Genomic DNA, 21,832 nt, shown 5'->3' with positions numbered 1-21,832 from the left:
CACGCGGTGGACCGGTGTGTACCCCGGCCCCCCGGTCAGTCGGCCGCTGTCGCCGCGAGGTCGCTGTAGGTGGCCGCGTACCAGCCGACGGTCGAGTCCCCGGACGTCGGACCGATGGTGACGTACTCGCTCCGGGTGCGCAGGTACAGGTCCTCGTCGTGTCCGCACCGGATCTCGCCCGAGGCGAGCCGCTTGCCGCTCTCGGCCCCGTCCACGATCCGGCCGGCCCACACCGCCATGTGGACGGTGCCGTCGCCCTGGCACGTGATCGAGACCCTCACCCGGGCAGGTGCCCCGTCCTCGCCGGTACCGAGGGACAGTCGGCTCGACGAGTCGTTCGAGCCGGTGCCGCTGCCGAGTTCGCCCGGCTGTCCCGCCCAGCGGTCCTGCACGCCCTTCGCCCAGTCCGGGAACGCATCGTCGAGGCCCACGGGCTCGGCTCGGTGCGAGCACCCGGAGACGGCGGTCGCGGCGATCAGCGCCAGGCCGACCACGAGGGTCGTGCGTCGGGGCGGGAGGGGGCGGTGGTCGGGTGCAGCGAGCATGTCCCGGTCAGTCTGGCGGACCCAGGACCCCGCCACAGCGTCCCCGTTCGCGGGGCCGGTGCCGAGGCGACCACAGGACGGACGGGAGGCGCGGTGCGGGCCCGCACCGCGCCTCCCGTCCCTCAGGACGTCGCGACGCGACCCGCGGCCACCCAGCCGAGCCGCCGCAGCGTCTCGCGGTTGCGGATCCAGATCATCGGCTGCATCAGGAGGTCCGGCACCCAGGCGCCCGGCCCCGCCACGGCGTTCTCCACGATGGTGACCTTGCAGCCACGGCGGTGCTCCTCGACGACGAGCTCGACCCGGGCCTCGCCGAGGGGCCACCCCTTCGGCTGGATGACCATGCGGTGCGGGGCGTCCCACTCGAGGACCGTCGTCACGTCGTCGATCACGAGCGGCCAGACGCCGAACGAGTGGTGCAGGCGGGTGCCGACCGCCGGCCAGCCCGGGTCCTGCCCGCGCATCCGCGAGGCGCCGACGACCCACGTCGTGAAGAGCCAGCCGTCCGCGAGCACGTCGAAGACGTCCTCCGGGCGGCAGCGCAGGATGCGGACGTTCTTCGCCATGGTCAGTCCTCCGGTGTGAGATCGACGTGCTCGGGCAGCCCGAACGTGTGCCGCAGGGCGCTCCGGGCCGCGTGCCAGCCGGCCATGCCGTGCACACCGGGGCCGGGGGCGGACGCTTCGGAGCAGAGGTACATGCCGCCGCCCATGCGCCACGGGTCGGACGACAGCACCGGACGCTTGACCAGCTGCCAGAAGCTCGCGGCACCCGCGGCGATGTCACCGCCGACGTAGTTCGGGTTGTACGCGCCCATCTCGACCGCGGTGCGGCTGCTCGACTGCAGGACGGTGTCGCGGAAGCCGGGCGCGAACCGCTCGATCTGCCGCGTGATCGCCTCGGTCTGGTCGACGTCCGACCCGGCGGGGACGTGCGCGTACGCCCAGAAGACGTGCTTGCCCGCGGGCGCGCGGCTCGGGTCGACCACGGTGGGCTCCGAGCCGAGCACGTACGGACGCTCGGCGTGCTGGCCGCGTGCGACCGCGCCCTCGGCGGCCGCGATCTCGGCGCGGGTCCCGCCGATGTGCACCGTGCCGGCGCGGCGGAGTGCCTCGTTCGTCCACGGGACCGGGTCGGAGAGCGCGAAGTCGACCTTCGCGGCGGCGTTGCCGAACCGGAAGCGCCGGAGGGCACCCCGTCGCGGCGTCGGGATCTGCTTCCCGGCGATCCGCAGCATCCCGGGGACGCTCGTGTCGAACAGCACCGCCTTGGCCGGGGTGAGGTCGGCGAGCGAGCGGACCTCGCGCCCGGTCTCGATCCGGCCACCGTGCGCGACGAGGTCGGCGGCGAGCGCGTCGACGATCGCCTGGCTGCCGCCGATCGGGACGGGCCAGCCCCGCGCGTGCGCGTAGGCGCCGAGGGACAGCGCGGCGGCGGCCGTGGCGAGGGACGGCATGTGCTGGATCGAGTGGGCCGCGACGCCGGAGACCATGGCGGGGGCGACCTCGTCGCGGAAGCGGAGGTTCCACGCACTCGTGCCCTGCTCGAGCGCCCGCAACCCGAACCGGAGGACGCTCAGCGGGTGCCGCGGGACGTGCAGCAGGGCGCCGGTGGCGAAGTCGGCGACCTGGTCGGCGTTGCCGGACAGGGGGGCCATGAGCTGCCGGAACGCCGGGCCGTCGATGCCGAGCGACTCGGCGGTGCGCGCGAGGTCCTGGTACGCGATCCCGGCACGGCCGCCGTCGAGCGGGTGCCCGTACTGGACCTCGGGCAGGCGGAGCTCGATGCGGTCCTCGAGGCGGAAGCGCCGGAAGAACTCGGACTGCAGCGCCATCGGGTGCACGGCGGAGCACACGTCGTGCAGGAACCCGGGCAGCGTGAGTTCGGCGGTCCGGGCACCACCGCCGATCGTGTCGGCGCGTTCGACGACCTCGACCGACAGCCCGGCACGCGCGAGCGTCACCGCCGCCGCGAGTCCGTTCGGTCCGGCTCCGACGACCACCGCATCCACCATGCCCCCGAGCCTAGGGACCGCTGCTGCGCGCCGTCTCGGGCAGCGCGCCCGCATCCCCCTCACGGCGAGCGGTGATCGAGGCGCGCTCCGCACCGTTCGGTGCCCTGGAGGCGCGGGTCTGCGACGCCCCCCGCGTGCAGCCCGTCATCGCGTCCGTTCCAGGGCCGTTCCCGGTTCTGCAGATGATCGTTCCGGTTCGCGAACCCCGTGATCCGCGAACCGGAACGGTCACGGCGCGGACGACTTCAGCAGATCCGCTCCGAGCCGCAGCGCGTGGACCGAGGTGCCGGGCATCAGGCGCGGGCCGGTTGCCGGCGACGGGCCGCAACGCCGTCGAGATCGCTGCGCTCCGACGGCCGGTCCGGTCAGACGCGCGCCGCGTCCGGGTCCGCCGGGTCCGACCCGTCGTCGCCCGCGTCCGCTGCGTCGGGCTCGTCGGCGTCCACCGGGGTCGATCCCACCGGGTGCTCCGCCAGCAGCGCCGCGAAGTCCTCGTCGAGCATCTGCTGCAGCCGGTCGTCCCGCCCGACCTCGTAGTCGTCCGCCGGACGCTGCGCCCACCCGAGCCGCCCGACGACGGTCGTGCCGATGTCGTCCCAGGCGCGGGCACGGGCGGCGAGGACGATGCCGTCGACGAAGCCCTGGTCGTCCCGGCGCTTGTCGAGCATCGTCGCGAGCTGCTCGTACGTCGCCTCACGCGTGCGGAGCTTGAGGTCGTCACCGCGGCGGTAGTCGTGCTGGTGCCGCGAACGGCCCTTTTGCTTGCTCGACCTCGAGCGGATCTCGCGCATCCGGGCAGCGTCGCCGCGCTGTTCCTCGGCCATGCGGTGGAGTTCCTCGCGCGCGGCGTCGGCGATGACGGCGTGGTCGAAGTACCCCTCGTCGCGGAGGGCGTTCGTGATGATCCGGTTGCCCACGGCGATGGTGACCGCGGCCTTCGCGATGAGGAAGCCCTCGTCGACGGCGCGCTTCAGTTCGACCTGACTGACGGGTCGGTCGCGCACGTCGTGCTTGCTGCGTCGTCCGAACAAGGCCATGCAGTCGACGATACCGGCGTCCGGTGACCATCCGTCCGCAGGTGGACCCGGATCAGGCCCTGGAGGGACGACCCGCCTCCCACGGACCCGTAGCGTCGGGTGCATGGTCACGTACTCGGAATCCCCCCGCACCGGGCTCGGCACGGCGAGTCTCGTCCTCGGCGTCTGCTCGTTGCTCGCCGGCTGGACGTTCGTCGCGCCGATCGTCGGGCTGTGCCTCGGCATCGCCTCGCGAAGCCGCGAACCGTTCGCCCGCGGGCGTGCCGGGTGGGGGATCCTCCTGAACCTCGTCGCACTGGCGGTGTGGATCCTGCTGCTCGTGCTGCTCGTGGTGGGCGGCGCGTTCGCCGTGTGGTCGGGCGCGACGCAGGGCCGCTGACCCGGTCGGCCCTGGGCCCCGGAGCTGCCCGCTCAGAACACGAGGCCGTACACGGCGACGTCCACCCGCACCGGCCCCAGGGGCATCGCGCTCCGCAGGGTGCCCTCGTGCGTGAAGCCGAGCCGCTCGGCGAGGCCCCGGCTGCGCACGTTGTCGACCGCCGTCCGGATCTCGGCACGCGCGGCGCCCCGCGCCCGGGCCACCCCGACGAGGACGGTGGCGGCGCGCCGGGCGACACCCCGTCCCTCCTGGCCCGCGTCCACCCAGTAGCCGAGCGATGCCTGCCCCAGGTACGGGTCGAAGGCGAGCGAGGCGGCACCCACGACCCGGTCGTCCTGCCGGATGACGCAGGGCAGCGCGCGGTCCATCGCGTACTGGCCGAGCAGGTGCTCGGTGTGCAGGCCGATCGTCTCGACGGTCTGCTCCTGCCACGCCCACGGCTCCGCGGCACGGAGCCGGTCGGCGTTCGCGACGACGAGCTCGTGCAGCGGCCGGACGGTGGTGAGGTCGCGCAGCGTCAGCGTGTACCCGTCCCCGAGGTCCCGTCCGAACGCCGCCACCCCTCAGAGACTAGGCACGCGTGCGCCTACTCGTACCGGAGCGCCTCGATCGGGTTCTGCCGGGCCGCCCGACGCGCCGGCAGCGTGCCCGCGAGGAAGGCGATGAACATCACCACGAGGATGATCGTGATCACCGAGGACGGCGCGAACTGCATGATCTGCAGCCCGGGCAGGTCCTTGAGGACGGTCCCGGCGAGGACGTTCGAGATCCCCGTGCCGAGCAGGATCGCCACGCCCGCACCGATCGCGCTGCCGAGGAAGCCGATGAACACGGCCTCGAGCGAGAACAGCGTGTAGACCTTCCCGCCGCCCATGCCCATCGCCTTCATCAGCCCGATCTCACGGGTGCGCTCCTGCACGCTCATGAGCAGCGTGTTGATGATGCCGAACCCGGCCGCGACGAGCGCGATCACGGCGAAGGCGTTGAGCACGCCGACGATGCCGTTGATGACCGTCTGGAACTGGCCGAGCTGGTCCTGGATGGTCTGCCCGGTGTAGCCGTCCTTCGACAGGGCGCTCTTCACGCTGCTGGCCGACGCACCGCTGTCGAGCGTGGCGGTGGCGCTGGCGTACGAGGTGGCGATCGACGAGGGCTTGCCGGTCTCCTGCGCGGCCTGCATCGCGTCGGTGAGCGCGGCGTTCGCACCGGCGCCGCCGCCGAACAGCGACTCGTTCTGCACCCCCGCGATCGTGGCGGTCAGGGTGTGCTCCTTGCCCTGGTAGTCGTCGACCGCGACGGTCAGCTCCTTGCCCACGGCGGCCTTCGCGCTGCCGAGCCCGAGGTTCTCCAGGTAGTTCGTGGGCAGGAGCACCTGGTTGCCGGCGGAGGACGTGTCGTCGAGCTGCTTCCCGGCGGCGAGGTCGGCGTCGAGCTCCCCGGCGTTGGCGGCGATGTCGACGACGTACTTGCCCTTCCCGTCGTACTCGACCCACTTCGTGCTCAGGGCGACGGCGGGGCGGACGCTCTTCACCCCCGAGACGTCCGTGATCTTGTCGACGTCCGACTGGGACAGGTACGCGAACGAGGCCGGCCCGCGGTCCACGCTCTGGCTCGACTCGTCGGGGTCGTACTTCGCCGGCCCGGAGTCGGTCGACGACTCGACGGCCTTGGTGATCGTCAGCGACCCGGTGTCGCCGATGGAGGCCACCTGAGTGTCGATGTAGTTGCTGACGCCCGTGCCGATGGCCGAGGTCAGGGTGATCGTGAACGCGCCGATGAAGATCGCGATGACCGTCAGCGTCGTGCGCAGCTTCGACCGGAAGGTGTTCGCGACCGCGGTGCGGAAGAGGTCGAGGACGTTCATGCGGAGTGCCTTCCGTGGGTGGCCGGCGCGTCGACGGCGTCGTCGCTCCCGCCCACGATGAGTCCGTCGCGCACGTTGACGCGCCGGTCGCAGCGTTCGGCGAGTTCCTCGTCGTGGGTGACGACCACGAGGGTGATGCCCCGGTCGCGCTGCAGCCCGAAGAGCATGTCCTCGACCACCTGCCCGGTGTTCGTGTCGAGGTTGCCGGTCGGCTCGTCCGCGAAGATGACGCTCGGCTCCCCGACCAGTGCACGCGCGATGACCACGCGCTGCTTCTGCCCACCGGACAGGTCGTTGGCGTCGTTCTTCGCCTTGTCGGCCAGGCCGAGGGCGTCGAGTGCGGCCATGCCCCGGCGCTTCCGCTCGGCACCGGAGACGCCGGCGATCTTCAACGGGAGCACGACGTTCTCGAGCACCGAGGTCTTCGGCGTGAGGAAGAACTGCTGGAAGACGAACCCGAAGGTGCTGTTCCGCGTGCGGTTCACCTGCCGCGCGCTGAGCGTCGCGGCGTCGGTGCCGTCGAGGAGCACCTGGCCCGCCGACGGCTTGTCGAGCAGCGCGAGGAGGTGCATGAGCGTGGACTTCCCGGAGCCGGACTTGCCGACGATCGCGAGGCTCTCGCCCTGGTTCACCTGCAGCGACACCCCCTTGAGCGCATCGAACCGCGTCGCGCCGCGGCCGTAGGTCCTGGCGAGGCCACGGGCCTCGAGCACGGGAGTGGTCATGCGCCCACCGTACTGTCCGCTGCACGACTGCAAGTTTGCGTTTGCTGTAAACGATGTGACGTTCCGGTTACAGTCGGGCCATGCCCGACACCGCGCCCGCCTCCGAGATGGGCCTCCGCGACCGCAAACGCCTCGAGACCCGGCACCGCATCGCCGAGGCGGCACGCTCCCTCGCACTCGAACAGGACATCGACCGCACCACGATCGAGCAGATCGCCGCGCGCGCCGAGGTCTCCCCGCGCACGTTCTTCAACTACTTCGAGAGCAAGGAGGACGCGGTCCTCGGGCACACCGAGCTCGACCTCGCGCCCGAGACGCTCGACGCCCACCTGGCCGCCGTCGCGGGGGAGCCCGCGGCACAGGCCGTGGTGGACCTGGCGTTCCTGGTGTTCGGGCAGTCCTTCGGTGACGAGCACGAGCGGCTCGCCCGGAAGGAGGTGATCGTGCGCTTCCCGCAGCTCATGCGCCGCCAGGTCTCCCGGATGACCACGGTCGCCGAGGCGATGACGGGCGCGGTCCGGACGATCCTCGAGCGGGACCCGGCCTGGGGTCCGGACGCGGCCACGCCCCAGGCGGCCGAGATGCTGCTCGGCATGTGCATGACCGGGCTGCGGAGCTCGGCGCGCCACGAGGGGTCGGACCCGGAGGAGGTCCGCGCGCGGGTGGTCGCCACGATCCGCGACACCGCCGCGCGCATCACGGCTTCGTGATGAAGCCCTCCTTGACCATCCAGTCGAAGGCGACGTCGGCGGGCTCCCGACCCTCGACGTCGACCTGCCGGTTCAGCTCCTGCAGCACGGCGTCCGTGAGCTTCGGCGAGATCTGGTCGTAGACGTCCTCGAGCTGCGGGTACTCCTTGAGCGTCGCCGAGTCGAGCACGGGCGCGACGTTGTACGCCGGGAAGAAGCCCTTGTCGTCCTCGAGCACGGTGAGCCCGAGCGACTTGATGCGGCCGTCGGTGGTGAAGACCTCACCGAAGTTGCACTTGCCACGATCGGTCGCGGTGTAGACCGTGCCGGTGTCGAGGATGCTGACGTTCTTCGTCGGGATGCCGTTGTCGCCCGAGCCGCCGAGCTCGAGCCCGTACTTCTTCAGCATCGGCTTGAAGCCGTCGGCACGGGAGTTGAACTCGGACTCGACGCAGAACGTGCGATCGCTGACGGGGAGCTTCGTGATGTCGGAGAGCGTCTTGATGTCGCCGAGCTCCGACACGGCCTCGTCGCGGACGGCGAAGGCGTACGTGTTGTTCATCGGCGCCGGCTCGAGCCAGGTGAGGCCGTTGCCGGCGTCCTCCTGCTTCACCGCTTCCCACTGCTCGGTCTTGTCCGGGATGCCCTCGCTGTGGCCCATGAAGGTCAGCCAGGCCGTGCCCGTGTACTCGTAGGTGAAGTCGGCGCCGTGCGAGGTCATCAGCTCGCGGACGGCGACACTGCCCGGCACGTTCGTCTCGTCGGTGACGTCGAACCCGGCGGCCTTCGCGGCGAGCACGGCGATCTTGCCGAGCACGAGCTGCTCGGTGAAGTTCTTCGAGGTCACGGTGATGTGCGCGCCGTCCGGCAGGTCGTCGATGCGCTGGATCGAACCGGGGTCCGCGGCGGGGACGAAGGACGTCGCCGGCTGCAGGCCGCAGCCGGTCAGCACGAGGGCGGCCGCGCCCGCCACGGCGGTGGCGGTCGCGACCCGGCGACGGACGGTCGGACGGGAGGCGCGGCGTGCGCCCCGCAGATCGGCGCGCGGCGCGTCGTGGGTCGCGTTCAGGGCGTGGGTCCCGTGGGTCATCGGAGTCCCTTCGGTCGTGCGACCGTCTCGACCACGCGGCCGATCCAGTCGATGGACAGGGCGAGGAGCGCCACGAGGAGCGCCCCGGAGACGAGGACCTTCGGCAGGAACAGGTTCACGCCCGTGGTGATGAGCAGCCCGAGGCCACCGGCGCCGACGAACGTCGCCAGGCTCGCGGTGCCGACGAGCAGCACCAGCGCGGTGCGGATGCCGGAGAGCATGACCGGCACGGCCAGCGGCAGCTCGACCTTCACGAGCACGCTGAACGCGCTCATGCCCATGCCCCGCCCGGCCTCGACCAACCGCGAGTCGACGCTCTGGATGCCGATCATGGTGTTCCGGAGCACCGGCAGGATCGCGTAGAGCACGAGGGCGACGACGGCCGACCACGAGTTCAGGCCGAGCCACGCGGCGAGCAGCACGATGAGCCCGACGGCCGGTGCCGCCTGCCCGAAGTTGGCGACGGCGAGCACGTACACGCTCGCCCGGCGGAGCGGCCCGCGGGTGAGCAGGACGCCGAGCGGGATGCCGATCACGAGCACGAGCACGGTCGACTCGAGGGTCAGCACGAGGTGCTGCCCGGTGAGCGCGAGGATGTCCGCCGGGTTGAGCGTGGTGCGCTCGGTCGGCGTGAGGTCCGCCGTGGCGAGCCAGACCGCGAACCCGGCGAGGACGACGAGGATGGCGATCGGCTGCACGAGCAGCCCCTTCCACCCGGTGCGGCTGCCCGTCCCCGTCCCGGCGGCGACCGCGCTCACAGGTCCTCCCCGCTGGTCGCCACCACGGGCGACGACGGCATGGTCTCGATCGGGTTCGTGTTCGTCCCGACCGGCGTGTACGCCTGGTCCTGGGCGGCGGCGGCACGCGACCGGGTGATCGCGTCCATGACCGTCTCGACGGTGATGACGCCCTGGAACGCCTCGCCGCGGCCGGTCACGAGTGCGGCGCCGGCACTCGACACGAGCATGGTGTCGAGCGCGTCGTTCAGGGTGGCGGCCCCGCCCACGACGGGCAGGTCGGGCTCGACGCCCTCCGGGATCCGGTCGAGTCGCTCGAGCTGACGACGCGTCGGCCACCCGATCGGACGCTGTCGGCGGTCGACGACGACGGCGTGCCCGTGGCCACCGGCCTCCTGCATGCGCTGCAGCACGGCCTTCGCCTCCTCGCCCGGCGAGCAGGTCACCGCGGGGGCGAGCTCGACGTCGCGGACCCGGTTCAGCGTGAGCTGCTTGAGCCCGGCGCCGGACCCGATGAAGTTCTCGACGAACTCGTTCGCCGGCTCCGCGAGGATCCGCTCCGGGGTGTCGTACTGCACGATGTGGGCGCCCTCGGTGAAGATCACGATCCAGTCGCCCAGCTTCACGGCCTCGTCGAAGTCGTGGCTCACGATGACGATCGTCTTGTGCAGCTCCTCCTGGATGCGGAGGAGCTCGTCCTGCAGGCGCTGGCGGGTGATCGGGTCGACCGCGCCGAACGGCTCGTCCATGAGCAGGACGGGCGGGTCCGCGGCGAGCGCCCGGGCGACGCCGACGCGCTGCTGCTGTCCGCCGGAGAGCTCGCGGGGGAACCGGTCGCGGTAGGTGTCGGGGTCGAGCGAGACGAGGTCGAGGAGCTCGTCGACGCGGGCCGCGATCTTCTCCTTCGACCACCCGAGCATCTTCGGGACGATCGCGATGTTCGCCGCCACGGTCATGTGCGGGAAGAGCCCGCCGGCCTGGATCACGTAGCCCATGCGGCGACGGAGCTCGTCCGCGTCGATCCCCGTGACGTCGTCCTCACCGACGACGATGCGTCCCTCGGTCGGCTCGATCAGGCGGTTGATCATCTTGAGCGTGGTCGTCTTGCCGCAGCCGGACGGGCCGACGAGCATGACGATCTTGCCGGCCGGGATCTCGAGCGTGATGCCGTCGACCGCGGGCTTCGTCTGACCGGGGTACCGCTTCGTGACCTCGTCGAGCAGGATGCGGCGGCCGGTGACGTCGCCGGCGGGAGCGGTGGTGGTGGCGGAGTCAGTGCTGGACACGGATACCTCTCGAGATGGTCAGACGGCCGAGGCCGAGGAGGAGCAGGTCGAGGACGAGGGCGAGCAGGACGACCCCCACCACCCCGACCGTCACGGAGAAGAGGGCGTTCGCACCGCCGAGGCGGGACAGCCCGGAGAAGATGAAGCCGCCGAGCCCGGGGCCGAGCGCGTAGGCAGCGATCGCGGCGATGCCCATCACCATCTGCGCGGACACCCGCACACCGCTGAGGATGATCGGCCACGCCATCGGCAGCTCGACCTGGAGCAGGGTCCGGAACCGGCTCATGCCGATGCCCCGCGCCGACTCGACGACCGTCGGCGGGATCTCGGCGAGGCCGACGACGGCGTTTCGCAGGATCGGCAGCGTCGCGAAGAAGACGACCGTCACCACGGACGGCACGACGCCGAAGCCGAGCGGCACGATGAGCAGACCGATGACCGCGAAGGACGGGAGCGTCAGGCCGATCGCCGAGACCCCGTTCGCGACGGAGGTGAGCCGTTCGCTGCGGTAGACGAGTGTGGCGAGGACCACGGCGATGAGCGTCGCGAGCACCGTGCACTGGACGACCAGTGAGAAGTGCTGCCACGACGCGAACCAGATCTGGTCCCACCGCTCCCCGATGTACTGGAACACGCGCAGAACGCTCCCCTCCGGTCGGCCGAACTGCCCACGGGTCGGGGCACAAGTGGGTTCGAACCTACGCAGGGGGCAGGGTCACCGCACAACCGAGGACGGGCACCGGAGCGACTCCCTGCGGATCCGCGAAGCCGGAAACACCCGGTCAGGACAGGTGCAGCGCCCCGACCCTGGGAGAACGGTAACGATCCCGAGCAGTCGTCGGCTATGCGCCGAGGTCGCGGAGTCCCGACCGCTCGGCGACGTCGACGAGGTGCTCGCGCCAGAGGACCCACTCGTCCGGGGTCTTCTCGGCGAGGTTGCCGTCCCCGTCGCCCGCGAGCCCGTCGAGCATCTCGCGCACGATGTCGGCGTGCCCCGCGTGCCGGGCCGTCTCGTACCCCATGTGCACCAGGATCCGGTGCAGGGTCACCCGCCGGCGGTCCTCGGGCCACCAGGGAACGACCCCGCGGGCGTCGAGGTCGAGCGCCTCGATCGTGGCGTCCGCGTGCGCGGCACTGCGGTGGTGGAACGCGACGACGTCGTCCAGGGTCTCGTCGAGCGTCGCGTACATGTCGTCGCCGTCCTCGGACTCGAGCCAGGCGGGCGCGTCCGGCAGCGGGCGTCCGAAGACCTCGCCGAAGTACACGGCCTGCACGCCCGCGACGTGCTTCACGAGTCCGAGCACGTTCGTCCCGGTCGGCGTGACCGGCCACCGCGCCTGCCGTTCGGCGAGCCCGTCGAGCTTGGCGACCAGTGCCGCGCGGTGCTTCTGCAGGTACCGGTGCAGCGTCCGCTTGAGGACCTCGGCGTCGATGCCGGTCGTCGACCCCTCGTCCGACAGCATCGAGCCGCCGCTCGAGGCGATGGTCGGTGCTGCCGGTGCGGGGTGGACCTCGGGGACCGGGTCGGCGCTCGTCATGCCCTCGATCGTGCCACCGAACGCTCGCGGACGCGCTCCGACTCCTGCACGGCGACCCGTTCGGCGGTGAGCAGGAGCCCGGCGACCTCGCCGGAGTTCCGCGCCGGGGCGTCGTTCCAGCTGGTGAGGTCGCGGACCCGTCCCATCCGGACGTCCGGCGCCGGGCACCAGAGGACCGGCTGTCCCTCGTCGACGGCGAGGGCGTGCCACACCAGGTCGAGGGCGCGCTGCACCTGCTGCGAGTGCACGGCGTGCGGGCCACCGGCAGCGGAGACCACGGAGCCGACCAGGCACGCGGCGACGAGGGGGCGGCCCTGCACGTCCATCGCCGCGGCACTGGAGGCCTTCCGCATCCGACCGTGCTCGTCGACGTACGCGAACCACGCGTGCTGGATCCACCCCCGTTCGATGACGCCGCGCGCCCCGGAGAGCAGCCGGGCGAGGTCGTCCAGCTCCTGCGACCGGGCCTCGACGCGACGGTCGCGCGCAGCGGAACGGCGTGCGGAGAACCGGTCGAGGAGCCCGCGGAAGCCGGTGCGGGTCGGGGTGGACGGGACGGGAGAGGCGTCGGTGGCGACGTCGTGCTGGACGCGGAACTCGAGGGTCATGACGGCCCCTCCGATCTTCACGTGCACGGATTGGTGCGGTCACGATAGCCCCGCGCGGACTCAGTCGTCCAGCACTTCTCCGATCACCCGGCCTGCGACGGCGCGGAACGCGCGGTCGTCGGACAGGTGGAGTGCCGAACCGATCGAGACGGCCCAGGCACGCGCCCGCTCCCAGGTGTCGTCGTCGGCCGCGACGCGCGCGCGGAAGGTGCGCCGCGCCTCCCGGTCGAGCGTGAGCCACGCGGTGGCGAGGTCGACGGCCGGGTCGCCCGCGGTCACGTCGCCGAAGTCGACGACCGCCGCCAGGCGGGTCCCGCCGTCCGGTGCCGTCTCGAAGAGCACGTTGAAGGGGTGCAGGTCGCCGTGCACCCAGACGGGAGGCCCGGCGTACGCGGGCAGCGCCGCCGCGGTCCGCCAGACTGCCGCGAGTTCACGGGCCCGGGGCACGTCCGCCGTCGCGAGTCGCGTCAGGACGCTGTCGCTGCGCGTGGCGAGCGGCACCGCACGGACGGGGTTCACGGGGGCGTCCGGCGGCGCGGGGACGTGCAGCAGCTCGACGAACGCGGCGAGCGCCTCGGCCACCCGCACGCCACCGGCGCGTTCACCCGCCGGGGTACCGGGCAGCCAGCGGACGACGCTCCACGACCATGGGTACCCGAGGGCCGGGCGTCCGGTGCGGACCGGATCGGGGACGGGCACGATCGCCGCCACCCGGTGCGCGATCTCCGGCAACCACCGCTGCTCGTGCTCGATGAGCGCCGCAGCGGCCGCCCGGCGGGGGAGCCGCACGGCGAGCAGCTCGCCGAGCCGGACCACGACGTTGTCCCAGCCGCTCGCCACGATCGCGAGCGGGAGGTCCGCGAGGTCCGGGTGCTGGTCGCGGAGCAGGGCGGCGACGAGCGGGACGTCGACGTCGACCTCGGCGGCGGGGGTGGCCATCGGGTCAGGGTAGCCGGGGGCGCGCACACCCGTGAACTGGGGAGAGCCGGGCGGGGCGGGCGCTCGGTAGCCTCGAGGGACCAGCGACGTGGGTGTCCATGGGGGGACCCGCGTCGCGTGGCGGTCGGGTCAGGCGTCGTCGGGCAGCGGGGCGATCAGCGCGACGAGCCGGGGGATCTCGGGGCGCACCCGGTCGGAGACGATGGCCGCGAGCAGGACCGTCCAGAGCTCACGGAGCCGGAGGTACAGGTCCGACCGGTCGGCGAGGACGTCCGAGACGGTCTGCACGCCCGTGTACGCGGGGATGACGACGCGGCCGACGAGTTCCGGGTCCCACGCGGGGTCGACCTCGCCGGCGTCGATGCCCTGTCGGACGAGGTCGGTCACCACGGCGATCCAGTCGGCGTACGGGTCCTGCCGGGCCACGTCCGCCGTCGCGGCCTCGGTGGACAGACGGATGCCGGCGCTCACGACGGTCTCGTGGATCATCTGCGACGCGAGGCCCTGGGACATCCACATGAGCACCTCGAGCGGGGTCGTCCCGCGGGCGGCCGCCGCCTCGCCGTACCGCCGGGAGACCTCGTGCTGCCGGGCGATCACCGCGCCGGCGAGGTCGGCCTTCGACGTGAAGTGGAAGTACAGCGCACCCTTGGTGAGGCCGGCCCGCTCGGCGACGGCGTCCATCGAGGTGCCGAGGTACCCGCGGTCGTCGAACTCGCCCGCCGCCGCGTCGAGGATCGCGGCACGGGTGGCGACCGCCCGCTGCTGCCGCGTGCCACCGTCCTGCGCCATGATCCTGCAAGCGTACCGATGCGGCCGTCCCAGGCGGTGTCCGGGTGACGTCCGGGAACCTCCCCGGCGGGCTGTCGTACGGTTCCCGGCATGGACGGATGGCGGAACCCGGTGCGCTGGGCACGGACGGGTCGGTGGCTGCTGCTGCCGATCGCCGTGCTCGACTGGGTCGCGCTGGCGCCGCAGACCGTCGTCGTGCTGGCGTTCGCGATCGCCGTGGTCGGGCTGGCCGGCATCGCCGCGGCACTCGTCGCCCGGATGCTCCGACGGTCGCGCGGCGCGATGGCGGCGCTCGGGGTGGTGCTCCTGCTCGGCGGGCTCGTCGTGTTCGGCCTCGATCCGTTCCCGGGGTCGTTCCCGCTCATCGACGGCTGGTGGCCGGAGTCGATCACGCAGCCGCAGGTCGTGGGGAGCGCCTACTGGCAGCTCGCCGGCCTCGGGATCGAGCTCGCCGGGTTCGGGATGCTCGCGACGCTGCTGGTCGTGTCCCTGACCGCGAAGCCCGCGCAGCGCTGACGACCGCGGGCGCGGGCGGTCGGTCGCGGGCGCTGGCGGCCCGTCGTGCTCAGTCGCGCGTGAGGACGAGGAGCGTGCCGGCCGTGGCGACGCCCCGGACCCGGTCGACCAGGCTCGCGGTGTCGTCGGCGCCTCGCACCCATCCGATCAGCGTGTCGAGGTCCCCGACCGCGGCCAGCAGTCCGTCGGTGCACAGCACGACGCGGTCTCCCGACGCGAGTTCGAGCGCACCGGGGGTCCGCGGCGTCCCGTCCGGTTGCAGGCCGATCGGCAGGTCGTGCGACCGGAGCACCGCGGCACCGCCGTCCGCGCGCACGACCGCCGCGAGGCCGTGCCCGGCGTCCCGGTGCACGACGTGACCCGTCGCGGGGTCGAGCCGCAGGTGGAACAGCGACCCGACGGTCTCCGCAGCCGACAGGTCGGCGGCGACCTGCGCCTCCAGGCCGACGATCGCGGTCTCCATGTCAACGTCGGTCCGCGCGATCACGGCTGCCCGGACCGCTGCTGCCAGCAGTGCCGAGGCGCGACCGGCCGCCGGGACGGCTCCGACGGTGCAGTGCAGGCGGCCGTCGGCGGCGACTCGCCAGTCCGCGACGTCACCGGAGTCCTCGCGGGGGAGCGTCAGCACCTCCAGCGAGTACCCGGGGACCTCGACGGGTCCGGGGACGAGGCCCTCCACGACCCGCCGGACCCGGTCGCGCTCGATCGTGTGCCCGAGCTCCCGCTCCGCCCAGCGCGCGAGGTCGCGGAGCAGGTCGATGTCCTCGGCCGTCAGCGAGCGCGGCGTCGCGTCCATGATGCAGAGCGTGCCGACGCGCGTGCCGTCGAGCATCGACAGCGGTGCGCCCGCGTAGAACCGGATGCCGTGCTCAGCCACCGCGGGGGTGTGGGCGAACCGGGGATCGAGCGTGGTGTCCGGGATGACCATCGGCTCGGGGCTCAGGACGGTCGTCGCACAGAACTGCTCGCTCGCCGGCACGCTGGAGCCCTGTTGCCACCCGAAGGTCGACTGGGACGTGACGAGTCCGTCGTGGACGAGGTTGAGGAAGGTCAGCGGGACCCCGAAGGCCTCCTGCGTCATGCGGGTGATGCGGTCGAAGCGCTCCTCGGGGCCGCTGCCGAGGACGCCGAGCGCCTCGACCACGGCCGACCGGTGCGCTGCGGCGTCGAGGTGGGTCACCCGTCCTGTCTACCCGCACCCTCGCCCAGGAACCAGTCCCGCGGGTGGGGGTCGGCGGTCAGTTCGCGTCGCTCGGACACCGGCGCCGCCCACGCGGCCGCGTTCGACAGCACCCGCTGGACGTCCGGGTGGTGGTACACCGGGTACTCCTGGTCACCGGGGGAGAAGTAGAAGACCTTCCCGAGGCCCCGGCGGTACGCGACGCCCGAGCGGAAGACCTCGCCGCCGGCGAACGTCGACAGGAACACCTCTTCGTCGGGGCGCGGGATGTCGAAGTACTCGCCGTACATCTCCTGGCGGTCGATGACGATCGGGTGCGGGACGCCCGCGGCGATCGGGTGCTCGGGTGCCACGGTCCAGACGAGCTCGCGCTCCCCGTCGTTGCGCCACTTCAGGGAACAGGTCGTGCCCATCAGGCGCTTGAACGGCTTCGAGTAGTGCCCGGAGTGCAGCACCACGAGGCCCATGCCCGCGTGCACGGCATCGACCACGAGGTCGACGACGGCGTCGCTGACCTCGTCGTGGGCGGCGTGGCCCCACCAGAACAGGACGTCGGTGGTGGCCAGTCGCTCGGCGGTGATGCCGTGGTCGGGCTCCTGCAGGGTGGCCGTGCTCACGGTCGCGTCGGAGTGGTGCTCGCGGAGCGCGGCGGCGATCACGGTGTGCATGCCGTCGGGGTAGTGCCCGACGACGGTCTCGTCACCCCGGCTCTCGTGCACGTTCTCGTTCCAGACGACGATGTTCAGGGGACGGGATTCGGTCGGCGTCGACATGGCTCCCACGCTAGTCCGCCTGGTCGTCGAATCGATACGACCACCGGAGTGTCGGGGGTTTCCCGGGAGGCGTCCGCGACGATGTCCGCATGACTCCCCGCTCCCTGTTCCGCGCCGCCGCGGTCGCCGAACTCGTGACCTGGACCATGCTCATCGCCGGGATGGTGCTCAAGTACGGCCTCGGTGCCGGCGACTGGGGCGTCCGGATCGGCGGCGGGGTGCACGGGTTCGTGTTCCTGGCGTACCTCGTCGTGACGACCGTCGTCGCGGTGAACCAGCGGTGGCCGGCCGGAGCGCTCGTGCTCGGGTGGGCGAGTGCCGTCGTGCCGTACGCGACGGTGCCGTTCGAGGTCGCCGTGGCCCGGCGCGGGATGCTCGAGGGCCCGTGGCGCCAGGGTGCCGAGGGGCGCGTCGGGTTCTGGGACCGCCTGCTGTTCTTCGTGGTGCGGCACCCGGCGGTGTCGATCCTCGTCGGCGTCGTCGCCGTCGCCCTGGTGTTCGTGGCGCTGCTGGCCGCCGGCCCGCCGGTCCCGTCCCGGAACTGACGCGACAGCGGTGGTCGCGACCACACGACGAACGGGAGGCGCGGTGCCAGTCGGCACCGCGCCTCCCGTTCGTGCGTCCCGCGTCTACAGCGCGGCGAGGATCCCGTTCAACGTGGCGGACGGGCGCATCACGGCGCTCGTCTTGGCGTCGTCCGGACGGTAGTAGCCGCCGATGTCCGCCGGGTGCCCCTGCACGCTGTTCAGCTCCTCGACGATCGTCGACTCCTGCTCGTCGAGCGTCGCCGCGATCTCGGCGAACGCCGAGGCGAGCTGGGCGTCGGTCGTCTGCGCCGCGAGCTCCTGGGCCCAGTACTTCGCCAGGTAGAAGTGGCTGCCGCGGTTGTCGATCGACCCGAGCTTGCGCCCCGGCGACTTGTCCTCGTCGAGGAACGTGCCGGTCGCACGGTCGAGCGTCTCGCCGAGGATCTTCGCCCGCTCGTTGCCCGTCACACCGGCGAGGTGCTCGAGGCTGACCGCGAGGGCGAGGAACTCACCGAGGCTGTCCCAGCGCAGGTAGTTCTGCTCCACGAGCTGCTGCACGTGCTTCGGCGCCGAACCACCGGCACCGGTCTCGAACAGGCCGCCGCCGCCGAGGAGCGGGACGACGGAGAGCATCTTCGCCGAGGTGCCGAGCTCCATGATCGGGAACAGGTCGGTGAGGTAGTCGCGGAGCACGTTGCCCGTGACGGAGATGGTGTCCTCGCCGCGGCGGATGCGCTCGAGCGAGAAGCGCATCGCGTCCTCGGGGGAGAGGATCTCGATCTGCAGCCCGTCGGTGTCCTGCTCGGCGAGGTACGTCCGCACCAGGCCGATGAGGTTCGCGTCGTGCGCACGGGTCTCGTCGAGCCAGAACACCGCGGGGGAGCCGGTCGCACGGGCACGCGTCACGGCGAGCTTCACCCAGTCGCGGATCGCGACGTCCTTGGTCTGGCAGGCGCGCCAGATGTCGCCGGCCTCGACTTCGTGCTCGATGACCGTCTCGCCGCCGCTCGTGACCACGCGGACGCGGCCGGCTGCCGGGACCTCGAAGGTCTTGTCGTGCGAGCCGTACTCCTCGGCCTTCTGCGCCATCAGGCCGACGTTCGGCACCGAGCCCATGGTCGCCGGGTCGAACGCACCGTTGGCGCGGCAGTCCTCGATCGTGGCCTGGTAGATGCCGGCGTAGCTCGAGTCCGGGATGACCGCGAGCGTGTCGTGCTCCTCGCCGTCCGGACCCCACATGTGGCCGGACGTGCGGATCATCGCGGGCATCGAGGCGTCCACGATGACGTCGCTCGGGACGTGCAGGTTCGTGATGCCCTTGTCGGAGTCGACCATCGCGAGCTCGGGGCCCGCGTCGATGCCGTCCGCGAACGCCTGCTTGATCTCCGCACCGTTCGGCACGGCGTCGAGCCCGGCGAGGATCGAGCCGAGGCCGTCGTTCGGGTTGAGCCCGGCGGCGGCGAGGTCGGCGCCGAAGCGCTCGAAGACGCTCGGGAAGAACGCGCGGATGACGTGGCCGAAGATGATCGGGTCGGAGACCTTCATCATCGTGGCCTTGAGGTGCACCGAGAACAGGATGCCCTGCTCCTGCGCCGCGCGGATCTGGTCCTGCAGGAAGGCCTCGAGCGCGCGGACGTGCAGCACCGTGCCGTCGACGACCTCGCCCGCGAGGACGGGGATCGACTGCTTGAGGACCGTGGTCTCGCCGTCGGCACCGACGAACTCGATCGTCAGGACGTCGTCGGCGGGGGCGATCCAGGACTGCTCGTTCGAGCGGAAGTCGTCCGTGCCCATCGTCACGACGTTCGTCTTCGAGTCGTGGCTCCAGGCGCCCATGCGGTGCGGGTGCTTGCGGGCGTAGTTCTTGACGGAGAGCGGTGCGCGGCGGTCGGAGTTGCCCTCGCGCAGGACCGGGTTCACGGCGCTGCCCTTGGTGCGGTCGTAGCGGGCGCGGGCGTCGCGCTCGTCGTCGGTCGTCGGCTCGTCGGGGTAGTCCGGCAGGTCGTAGCCCTGCGCCTGGAGCTCCTTGATCGCGGCCTTGAGCTGCGGGATCGACGCCGAGATGTTCGGCAGCTTGATGATGTTCGCCTCGGGGGTCTTCGCGAGGTCCCCGAGCTCGGCGAGGGCGTCGTCCAGGCGCTGCTCGGCGGTGAGCCGCTCCGGGAACTGGGCGATGATCCGGCCCGAGAGCGAGATGTCGCGGGTCTCGACGTCGACACCTGCGGTGCCGGCGAAGGCCTGGATGACCGGGAGGAAGGAGTGGGTGGCGAGGAACGGCGCCTCGTCCGTGAGGGTGTAGATGATCTTGGCCATGCTGGCGGGTACTCCCTTGTTCGACCGTCGGTACGTCCACGCTACTCGCGCAACGGGATGTCTCGACATCAAGATACATGGTGCCGCCTGCGTGGAGCAGATGCTCGGATGGCTTCCTGGAGGCGCACTGTCGACTCATAGGAACGTCGCGTGGAGTGGTCTTCCGCACCACACGACCGCAGGAGGCGCGCATGTCGACGACACGGCAGACACCGGAGGACTTCGGGTGGTCCGCGGAGGACCTCCGTTCGGCGTACGCCGTGGACGGCAGCGGGCCGTACCGGTACGCGCCGGACGGGTCCGGGCCGTTCTCGTACGACGAGGACGGCTCCGGGCCGTGGTTGGTCGGTCCGACGCCGCGTCGTGGGCTCGCCCGCTTCGCGCCGCGGGACCGTGGGTCGGGCTCGCGGTTGCGGCGGATCGGGACCGCCGTGACCGCGGGCACGCTCGCGCTCGTCCTGGCCGCCGGCAGTGTCGCGGTCGTCGCCCACGTCCTTCCTCCACACCACGCGGTCAACGCCTCGGCTGTCCACAGCGCGGAGCCGGACCGGGACTGATCGCCCGGAACGGTGCCACGCTGTGGGAGTGAACGAACTCCTCGTCATCGGTGTGGTCGCCCTGGTCGCCATCGCGGGCGCCGCCGTGCTCGGCCCGCGCATCGGGGTCGCCGCGCCGCTCGTCCTCGTCGCGGTGGGGGTCGCCGCGAGCCTCGTGCCGTGGATCCCGCACGCCCGGATCGAACCGGAGTGGATCCTCGCGGGGGTGCTGCCGCCGTTGCTGTACTCGGCGGCGGTGTCGATGCCGTCGATGAACTTCCGGCGGGAGTTCGGCGCGATCAGCGGCCTGTCGGTCTTGCTCGTCGTCGCGTCGAGCCTGGTGCTCGGGCTCTTCTTCGCGTGGGTCGTCCCGGGGCTGGGCTTCTGGTGGGGCATCGCGCTCGGGGCGATCGTCAGCCCCACCGACGCCGTCGCGACCTCGATCGTCAAGCAGACCTCGGTGTCACGGCGGGCGATCTCGATCCTCGACGGCGAGTCGCTGCTCAACGACGCGACCGCGCTCGTGCTGCTCCGCACCGCGATCTTCGCCGCGGGCGCGTCGTTCTCGTTCTGGGGCGCGCTCGGGGACTTCGCCCGGGCGGTCGCGATCGCCGTCGTCATCGGCTGGTTCGTCGGCTGGCTCAACGTCTGGGTGCGGTCCCGGGTGCCGAACGCCGCGGTGAACACGGCACTGTCCTTCGCGGTGCCGTTCGTCGCCGCGATCCCGACCGAGCACTTCGAGGGGTCCGGCCTGGTCGCGGCGGTCGTCGCGGGGCTGTTCACAGGCATCGTCGGCCCGCGCAGGCTCCCCCCGGGGCACCGGCTGTCGGACGCCCAGAACTGGCAGACGATCGAGCTCGTGCTCGAGGGTGCCGTGTTCCTGACGATGGGGCTGCAGCTCGCGTCGATCCTCGGCGACGTGCAGGACCAGCACGCCGGGATCGGGCCGGCGCTCCTCATCGCCGTCGGCGCCCTCGTGCTCACCGTCCTCGTCCGGGCCGCCTACGTCGTGCCACTGCTGCTCGCCCTGTCCGCCAGCGCCAAGCGCGGCGAACGGATGCAGACCCGCTTCGCGGAGATGCACGCGCAGGACCGCGACGCCATGAGCGAGGTGATCCGCGAACACCGACCGGGCAACCGGGCGCCGTCCAAACGGGAACTCGACCGGTTCGCGGTGCGGGTCCGACGCACCCTGGCGGACATCGCGTACTACACGAAGGCGCCGCTCGGCTGGCGGGAGGGCACCGCGGTGGTCTGGGCGGGGATGCGCGGCGCGGTGACCGTCGCGGCGGCCCAGACGCTCCCCGAGGGCACGCCCCAGCGGTCACTGCTCGTCTTCGTCGCGTTCGCCGTGGCCCTGCTGTCGCTCGTGGTCCAGGGCGGGACGATCGGGCCGCTCCTCCGTCGCATCGCCGCGCCGACGACGGACACCGCCGCGCAGGACACCGAGGAACGCAAGCGGCTCCTCGAACTCATGCGGGCAGCGGCGGAGCAGGTCCCCGGGACGAGCGAGGCCGGCCCCCGCGCGCGGGAAGAGCTCGAAGCCGCCGACCCCGCCGAACTCCGGGCGTGGATGGGGCGCGAGAAGGCCCGGCGCCTGGCGGTGCTCGAAGCGCAGCGCGCCGCGATCCTCGACGCCCGCGACGACGGCAGCTTCGACGCCGAGGTGCTCGAGTCGATGCTGCAGAACCTCGACGCCGAGCAGATCGCCCTCGAGCTCAGGGGCGCTCCCGCACGGTGACGG

The 21,832-nt window shown here is 72.1% G+C and carries 24 protein-coding genes; 6 read left to right on the top strand and 18 right to left on the bottom strand.

Features of this window, described 5'->3' with window-relative positions:
* Nucleotides 1-35: 35 nt before the first annotated feature.
* From ACEN8D_RS12205 to ACEN8D_RS12190, 4 genes are all read right to left on the bottom strand, one after another.
* Entirely contained in the window at nt 36-545 is a 510-nt protein-coding gene (locus ACEN8D_RS12205; protein WP_413398124.1) for a hypothetical protein, read from the bottom strand.
* A 122-nt stretch (nt 546-667) separates the two neighbouring features.
* Nucleotides 668-1,111, bottom strand: a complete 444-nt coding sequence (locus tag ACEN8D_RS12200) for an SRPBCC family protein (protein ID WP_413400307.1) — start codon at nt 1,109-1,111, stop codon at nt 668-670.
* 2 nt (nt 1,112-1,113) lie between these two features.
* Complete coding sequence (locus ACEN8D_RS12195; RefSeq protein WP_071294161.1) at nt 1,114-2,559, bottom strand: phytoene desaturase family protein; 1,446 nt, start codon at nt 2,557-2,559, stop codon at nt 1,114-1,116.
* Nucleotides 2,560-2,924: 365 nt separating this feature from the next.
* Nucleotides 2,925-3,596: a hypothetical protein gene (locus ACEN8D_RS12190; RefSeq protein ID WP_071294162.1), complete on the bottom strand. Its 672-nt coding sequence runs from the start codon at nt 3,594-3,596 to the stop codon at nt 2,925-2,927.
* Nucleotides 3,597-3,699: 103 nt separating this feature from the next.
* On the opposite strand from ACEN8D_RS12190, the gene ACEN8D_RS12185 reads away from it, so the two are divergent.
* A complete protein-coding gene (locus ACEN8D_RS12185; RefSeq protein ID WP_413399464.1) occupies nt 3,700-3,975 on the top strand; it encodes a hypothetical protein in 276 nt (91 codons plus the stop codon).
* Nucleotides 3,976-4,007: 32 nt separating this feature from the next.
* On the opposite strand, the gene ACEN8D_RS12180 is transcribed toward ACEN8D_RS12185, so the two are convergent.
* The 3 genes from ACEN8D_RS12180 to ACEN8D_RS12170 are packed head-to-tail and all read right to left on the bottom strand — an operon-like array spanning nt 4,008 to nt 6,564.
* On the bottom strand, nt 4,008-4,535 hold the full coding sequence (locus ACEN8D_RS12180; RefSeq protein WP_070417574.1) for a GNAT family N-acetyltransferase: 528 nt from the start codon (nt 4,533-4,535) through the stop codon (nt 4,008-4,010).
* 26 nt (nt 4,536-4,561) lie between these two features.
* Entirely contained in the window at nt 4,562-5,839 is a 1,278-nt protein-coding gene (locus tag ACEN8D_RS12175; RefSeq protein ID WP_413399465.1) for an ABC transporter permease, read from the bottom strand.
* On the bottom strand, nt 5,836-6,564 hold the full coding sequence (locus tag ACEN8D_RS12170) for an ABC transporter ATP-binding protein (protein WP_070417572.1): 729 nt from the start codon (nt 6,562-6,564) through the stop codon (nt 5,836-5,838). Before ACEN8D_RS12170 ends, ACEN8D_RS12175 begins: the two co-directional genes overlap by 4 nt.
* Before the next feature lie 80 nt (nt 6,565-6,644).
* On the opposite strand from ACEN8D_RS12170, the gene ACEN8D_RS12165 reads away from it, so the two are divergent.
* Complete coding sequence (locus tag ACEN8D_RS12165) at nt 6,645-7,274, top strand: TetR/AcrR family transcriptional regulator (protein ID WP_413399466.1); 630 nt, start codon at nt 6,645-6,647, stop codon at nt 7,272-7,274.
* Here the strand turns inward: ACEN8D_RS12165 and ACEN8D_RS12160 are convergent.
* The 8 genes from ACEN8D_RS12160 to ACEN8D_RS12125 form a co-directional block, all read right to left on the bottom strand.
* Complete coding sequence (locus ACEN8D_RS12160) at nt 7,261-8,343, bottom strand: glycine betaine ABC transporter substrate-binding protein (RefSeq protein ID WP_413461280.1); 1,083 nt, start codon at nt 8,341-8,343, stop codon at nt 7,261-7,263. The genes ACEN8D_RS12165 and ACEN8D_RS12160 overlap by 14 nt on opposite strands.
* The gene (locus ACEN8D_RS12155; RefSeq protein WP_309777509.1) at nt 8,340-9,101 is read right to left on the bottom strand and encodes an ABC transporter permease; all 762 of its coding nucleotides are present in this window, start codon (nt 9,099-9,101) and stop codon (nt 8,340-8,342) included. Before ACEN8D_RS12155 ends, ACEN8D_RS12160 begins: the two co-directional genes overlap by 4 nt.
* Entirely contained in the window at nt 9,098-10,366 is a 1,269-nt protein-coding gene (locus tag ACEN8D_RS12150) for an ABC transporter ATP-binding protein (protein ID WP_413399644.1), read from the bottom strand. Before ACEN8D_RS12150 ends, ACEN8D_RS12155 begins: the two co-directional genes overlap by 4 nt.
* Nucleotides 10,353-11,000 carry an ABC transporter permease gene (locus tag ACEN8D_RS12145; protein WP_070417568.1) on the bottom strand — a complete coding sequence of 216 codons (648 nt, stop codon included), beginning with the start codon at nt 10,998-11,000 and terminating at the stop codon, nt 10,353-10,355. Before ACEN8D_RS12145 ends, ACEN8D_RS12150 begins: the two co-directional genes overlap by 14 nt.
* Before the next feature lie 208 nt (nt 11,001-11,208).
* Nucleotides 11,209-11,904: a DinB family protein gene (locus ACEN8D_RS12140; protein ID WP_413399643.1), complete on the bottom strand. Its 696-nt coding sequence runs from the start codon at nt 11,902-11,904 to the stop codon at nt 11,209-11,211.
* Nucleotides 11,901-12,512: a DUF6197 family protein gene (locus ACEN8D_RS12135; RefSeq protein WP_413399642.1), complete on the bottom strand. Its 612-nt coding sequence runs from the start codon at nt 12,510-12,512 to the stop codon at nt 11,901-11,903. Before ACEN8D_RS12135 ends, ACEN8D_RS12140 begins: the two co-directional genes overlap by 4 nt.
* A gap of 60 nt (nt 12,513-12,572) precedes the next feature.
* Nucleotides 12,573-13,451, bottom strand: coding sequence for an aminoglycoside phosphotransferase family protein (locus tag ACEN8D_RS12130; RefSeq protein WP_413461281.1), 879 nt, complete (start codon nt 13,449-13,451; stop codon nt 12,573-12,575).
* 129 nt (nt 13,452-13,580) lie between these two features.
* Complete coding sequence (locus ACEN8D_RS12125; RefSeq protein WP_413399721.1) at nt 13,581-14,243, bottom strand: ScbR family autoregulator-binding transcription factor; 663 nt, start codon at nt 14,241-14,243, stop codon at nt 13,581-13,583.
* 90 nt (nt 14,244-14,333) lie between these two features.
* Between ACEN8D_RS12125 and ACEN8D_RS12120 the strand changes: the two genes are divergently transcribed.
* Entirely contained in the window at nt 14,334-14,759 is a 426-nt protein-coding gene (locus ACEN8D_RS12120) for a hypothetical protein (protein ID WP_413399720.1), read from the top strand.
* A 49-nt stretch (nt 14,760-14,808) separates the two neighbouring features.
* Here the strand turns inward: ACEN8D_RS12120 and ACEN8D_RS12115 are convergent, their stop codons facing one another.
* Both ACEN8D_RS12115 and ACEN8D_RS12110 read right to left on the bottom strand, forming a co-directional pair.
* Nucleotides 14,809-15,939, bottom strand: coding sequence for a GAF domain-containing protein (locus ACEN8D_RS12115; protein ID WP_413399719.1), 1,131 nt, complete (start codon nt 15,937-15,939; stop codon nt 14,809-14,811).
* Nucleotides 15,936-16,712 (bottom strand): ThuA domain-containing protein, encoded by a 777-nt coding sequence (locus ACEN8D_RS12110; RefSeq protein WP_309777520.1) that lies wholly within the window; start codon nt 16,710-16,712, stop codon nt 15,936-15,938. The genes ACEN8D_RS12115 and ACEN8D_RS12110 overlap by 4 nt, the downstream gene beginning before the upstream one ends.
* Before the next feature lie 89 nt (nt 16,713-16,801).
* Here ACEN8D_RS12110 and ACEN8D_RS12105 point away from each other — a divergent pair, with 89 nt between their 5' ends.
* Nucleotides 16,802-17,257, top strand: a complete 456-nt coding sequence (locus ACEN8D_RS12105; protein ID WP_413399718.1) for a DUF3817 domain-containing protein — start codon at nt 16,802-16,804, stop codon at nt 17,255-17,257.
* Nucleotides 17,258-17,341: 84 nt separating this feature from the next.
* Here the strand turns inward: ACEN8D_RS12105 and ACEN8D_RS12100 are convergent, their stop codons facing one another.
* Nucleotides 17,342-19,552, bottom strand: a complete 2,211-nt coding sequence (locus ACEN8D_RS12100) for an NADP-dependent isocitrate dehydrogenase (RefSeq protein WP_092385460.1) — start codon at nt 19,550-19,552, stop codon at nt 17,342-17,344.
* A gap of 191 nt (nt 19,553-19,743) precedes the next feature.
* On the opposite strand from ACEN8D_RS12100, the gene ACEN8D_RS12095 reads away from it, so the two are divergent.
* Together ACEN8D_RS12095 and ACEN8D_RS12090 are read left to right on the top strand one after the other, a co-directional pair.
* Complete coding sequence (locus tag ACEN8D_RS12095) at nt 19,744-20,109, top strand: hypothetical protein (protein ID WP_309777522.1); 366 nt, start codon at nt 19,744-19,746, stop codon at nt 20,107-20,109.
* Between the two features lie 28 nt (nt 20,110-20,137).
* Nucleotides 20,138-21,829, top strand: a complete 1,692-nt coding sequence (locus ACEN8D_RS12090) for a cation:proton antiporter (RefSeq protein ID WP_413399451.1) — start codon at nt 20,138-20,140, stop codon at nt 21,827-21,829.
* Nucleotides 21,830-21,832 lie beyond the last annotated feature (3 nt).

It is taken from the genome of Curtobacterium sp. Curtsp22 (assembly GCF_059492135.1).
This window is presented reverse-complemented; position numbering and strand designations above follow the sequence as displayed.

Bases quoted from the DNA above. Each gene is read 5' to 3' on its own strand.
- ACEN8D_RS12140 (WP_413399643.1), bottom strand. From the start codon at position 11,904: ATGACGAGCGCCGACCCGGTCCCCGAGGTCCACCCCGCACCGGCAGCA.
- ACEN8D_RS12160 (WP_413461280.1), bottom strand. From the start codon at position 8,343: ATGACCCACGGGACCCACGCCCTGAACGCGACCCACGACGCGCCGCGC.
- ACEN8D_RS12100 (WP_092385460.1), bottom strand. From the start codon at position 19,552: ATGGCCAAGATCATCTACACCCTCACGGACGAGGCGCCGTTCCTCGCC.
- ACEN8D_RS12200 (WP_413400307.1), bottom strand. From the start codon at position 1,111: ATGGCGAAGAACGTCCGCATCCTGCGCTGCCGCCCGGAGGACGTCTTC.
- ACEN8D_RS12095 (WP_309777522.1), top strand. From the start codon at position 19,744: ATGTCGACGACACGGCAGACACCGGAGGACTTCGGGTGGTCCGCGGAG.
- ACEN8D_RS12135 (WP_413399642.1), bottom strand. From the start codon at position 12,512: ATGACCCTCGAGTTCCGCGTCCAGCACGACGTCGCCACCGACGCCTCT.
- ACEN8D_RS12190 (WP_071294162.1), bottom strand. From the start codon at position 3,596: ATGGCCTTGTTCGGACGACGCAGCAAGCACGACGTGCGCGACCGACCC.
- ACEN8D_RS12125 (WP_413399721.1), bottom strand. From the start codon at position 14,243: ATGGCGCAGGACGGTGGCACGCGGCAGCAGCGGGCGGTCGCCACCCGT.
- ACEN8D_RS12175 (WP_413399465.1), bottom strand. From the start codon at position 5,839: ATGAACGTCCTCGACCTCTTCCGCACCGCGGTCGCGAACACCTTCCGG.
- ACEN8D_RS12205 (WP_413398124.1), bottom strand. From the start codon at position 545: ATGCTCGCTGCACCCGACCACCGCCCCCTCCCGCCCCGACGCACGACC.
- ACEN8D_RS12130 (WP_413461281.1), bottom strand. From the start codon at position 13,451: ATGGCCACCCCCGCCGCCGAGGTCGACGTCGACGTCCCGCTCGTCGCC.
- ACEN8D_RS12110 (WP_309777520.1), bottom strand. From the start codon at position 16,712: ATGTCGACGCCGACCGAATCCCGTCCCCTGAACATCGTCGTCTGGAAC.
- ACEN8D_RS12185 (WP_413399464.1), top strand. From the start codon at position 3,700: ATGGTCACGTACTCGGAATCCCCCCGCACCGGGCTCGGCACGGCGAGT.
- ACEN8D_RS12170 (WP_070417572.1), bottom strand. From the start codon at position 6,564: ATGACCACTCCCGTGCTCGAGGCCCGTGGCCTCGCCAGGACCTACGGC.
- ACEN8D_RS12105 (WP_413399718.1), top strand. From the start codon at position 16,802: ATGACTCCCCGCTCCCTGTTCCGCGCCGCCGCGGTCGCCGAACTCGTG.
- ACEN8D_RS12195 (WP_071294161.1), bottom strand. From the start codon at position 2,559: ATGGTGGATGCGGTGGTCGTCGGAGCCGGACCGAACGGACTCGCGGCG.
- ACEN8D_RS12165 (WP_413399466.1), top strand. From the start codon at position 6,645: ATGCCCGACACCGCGCCCGCCTCCGAGATGGGCCTCCGCGACCGCAAA.
- ACEN8D_RS12120 (WP_413399720.1), top strand. From the start codon at position 14,334: ATGGACGGATGGCGGAACCCGGTGCGCTGGGCACGGACGGGTCGGTGG.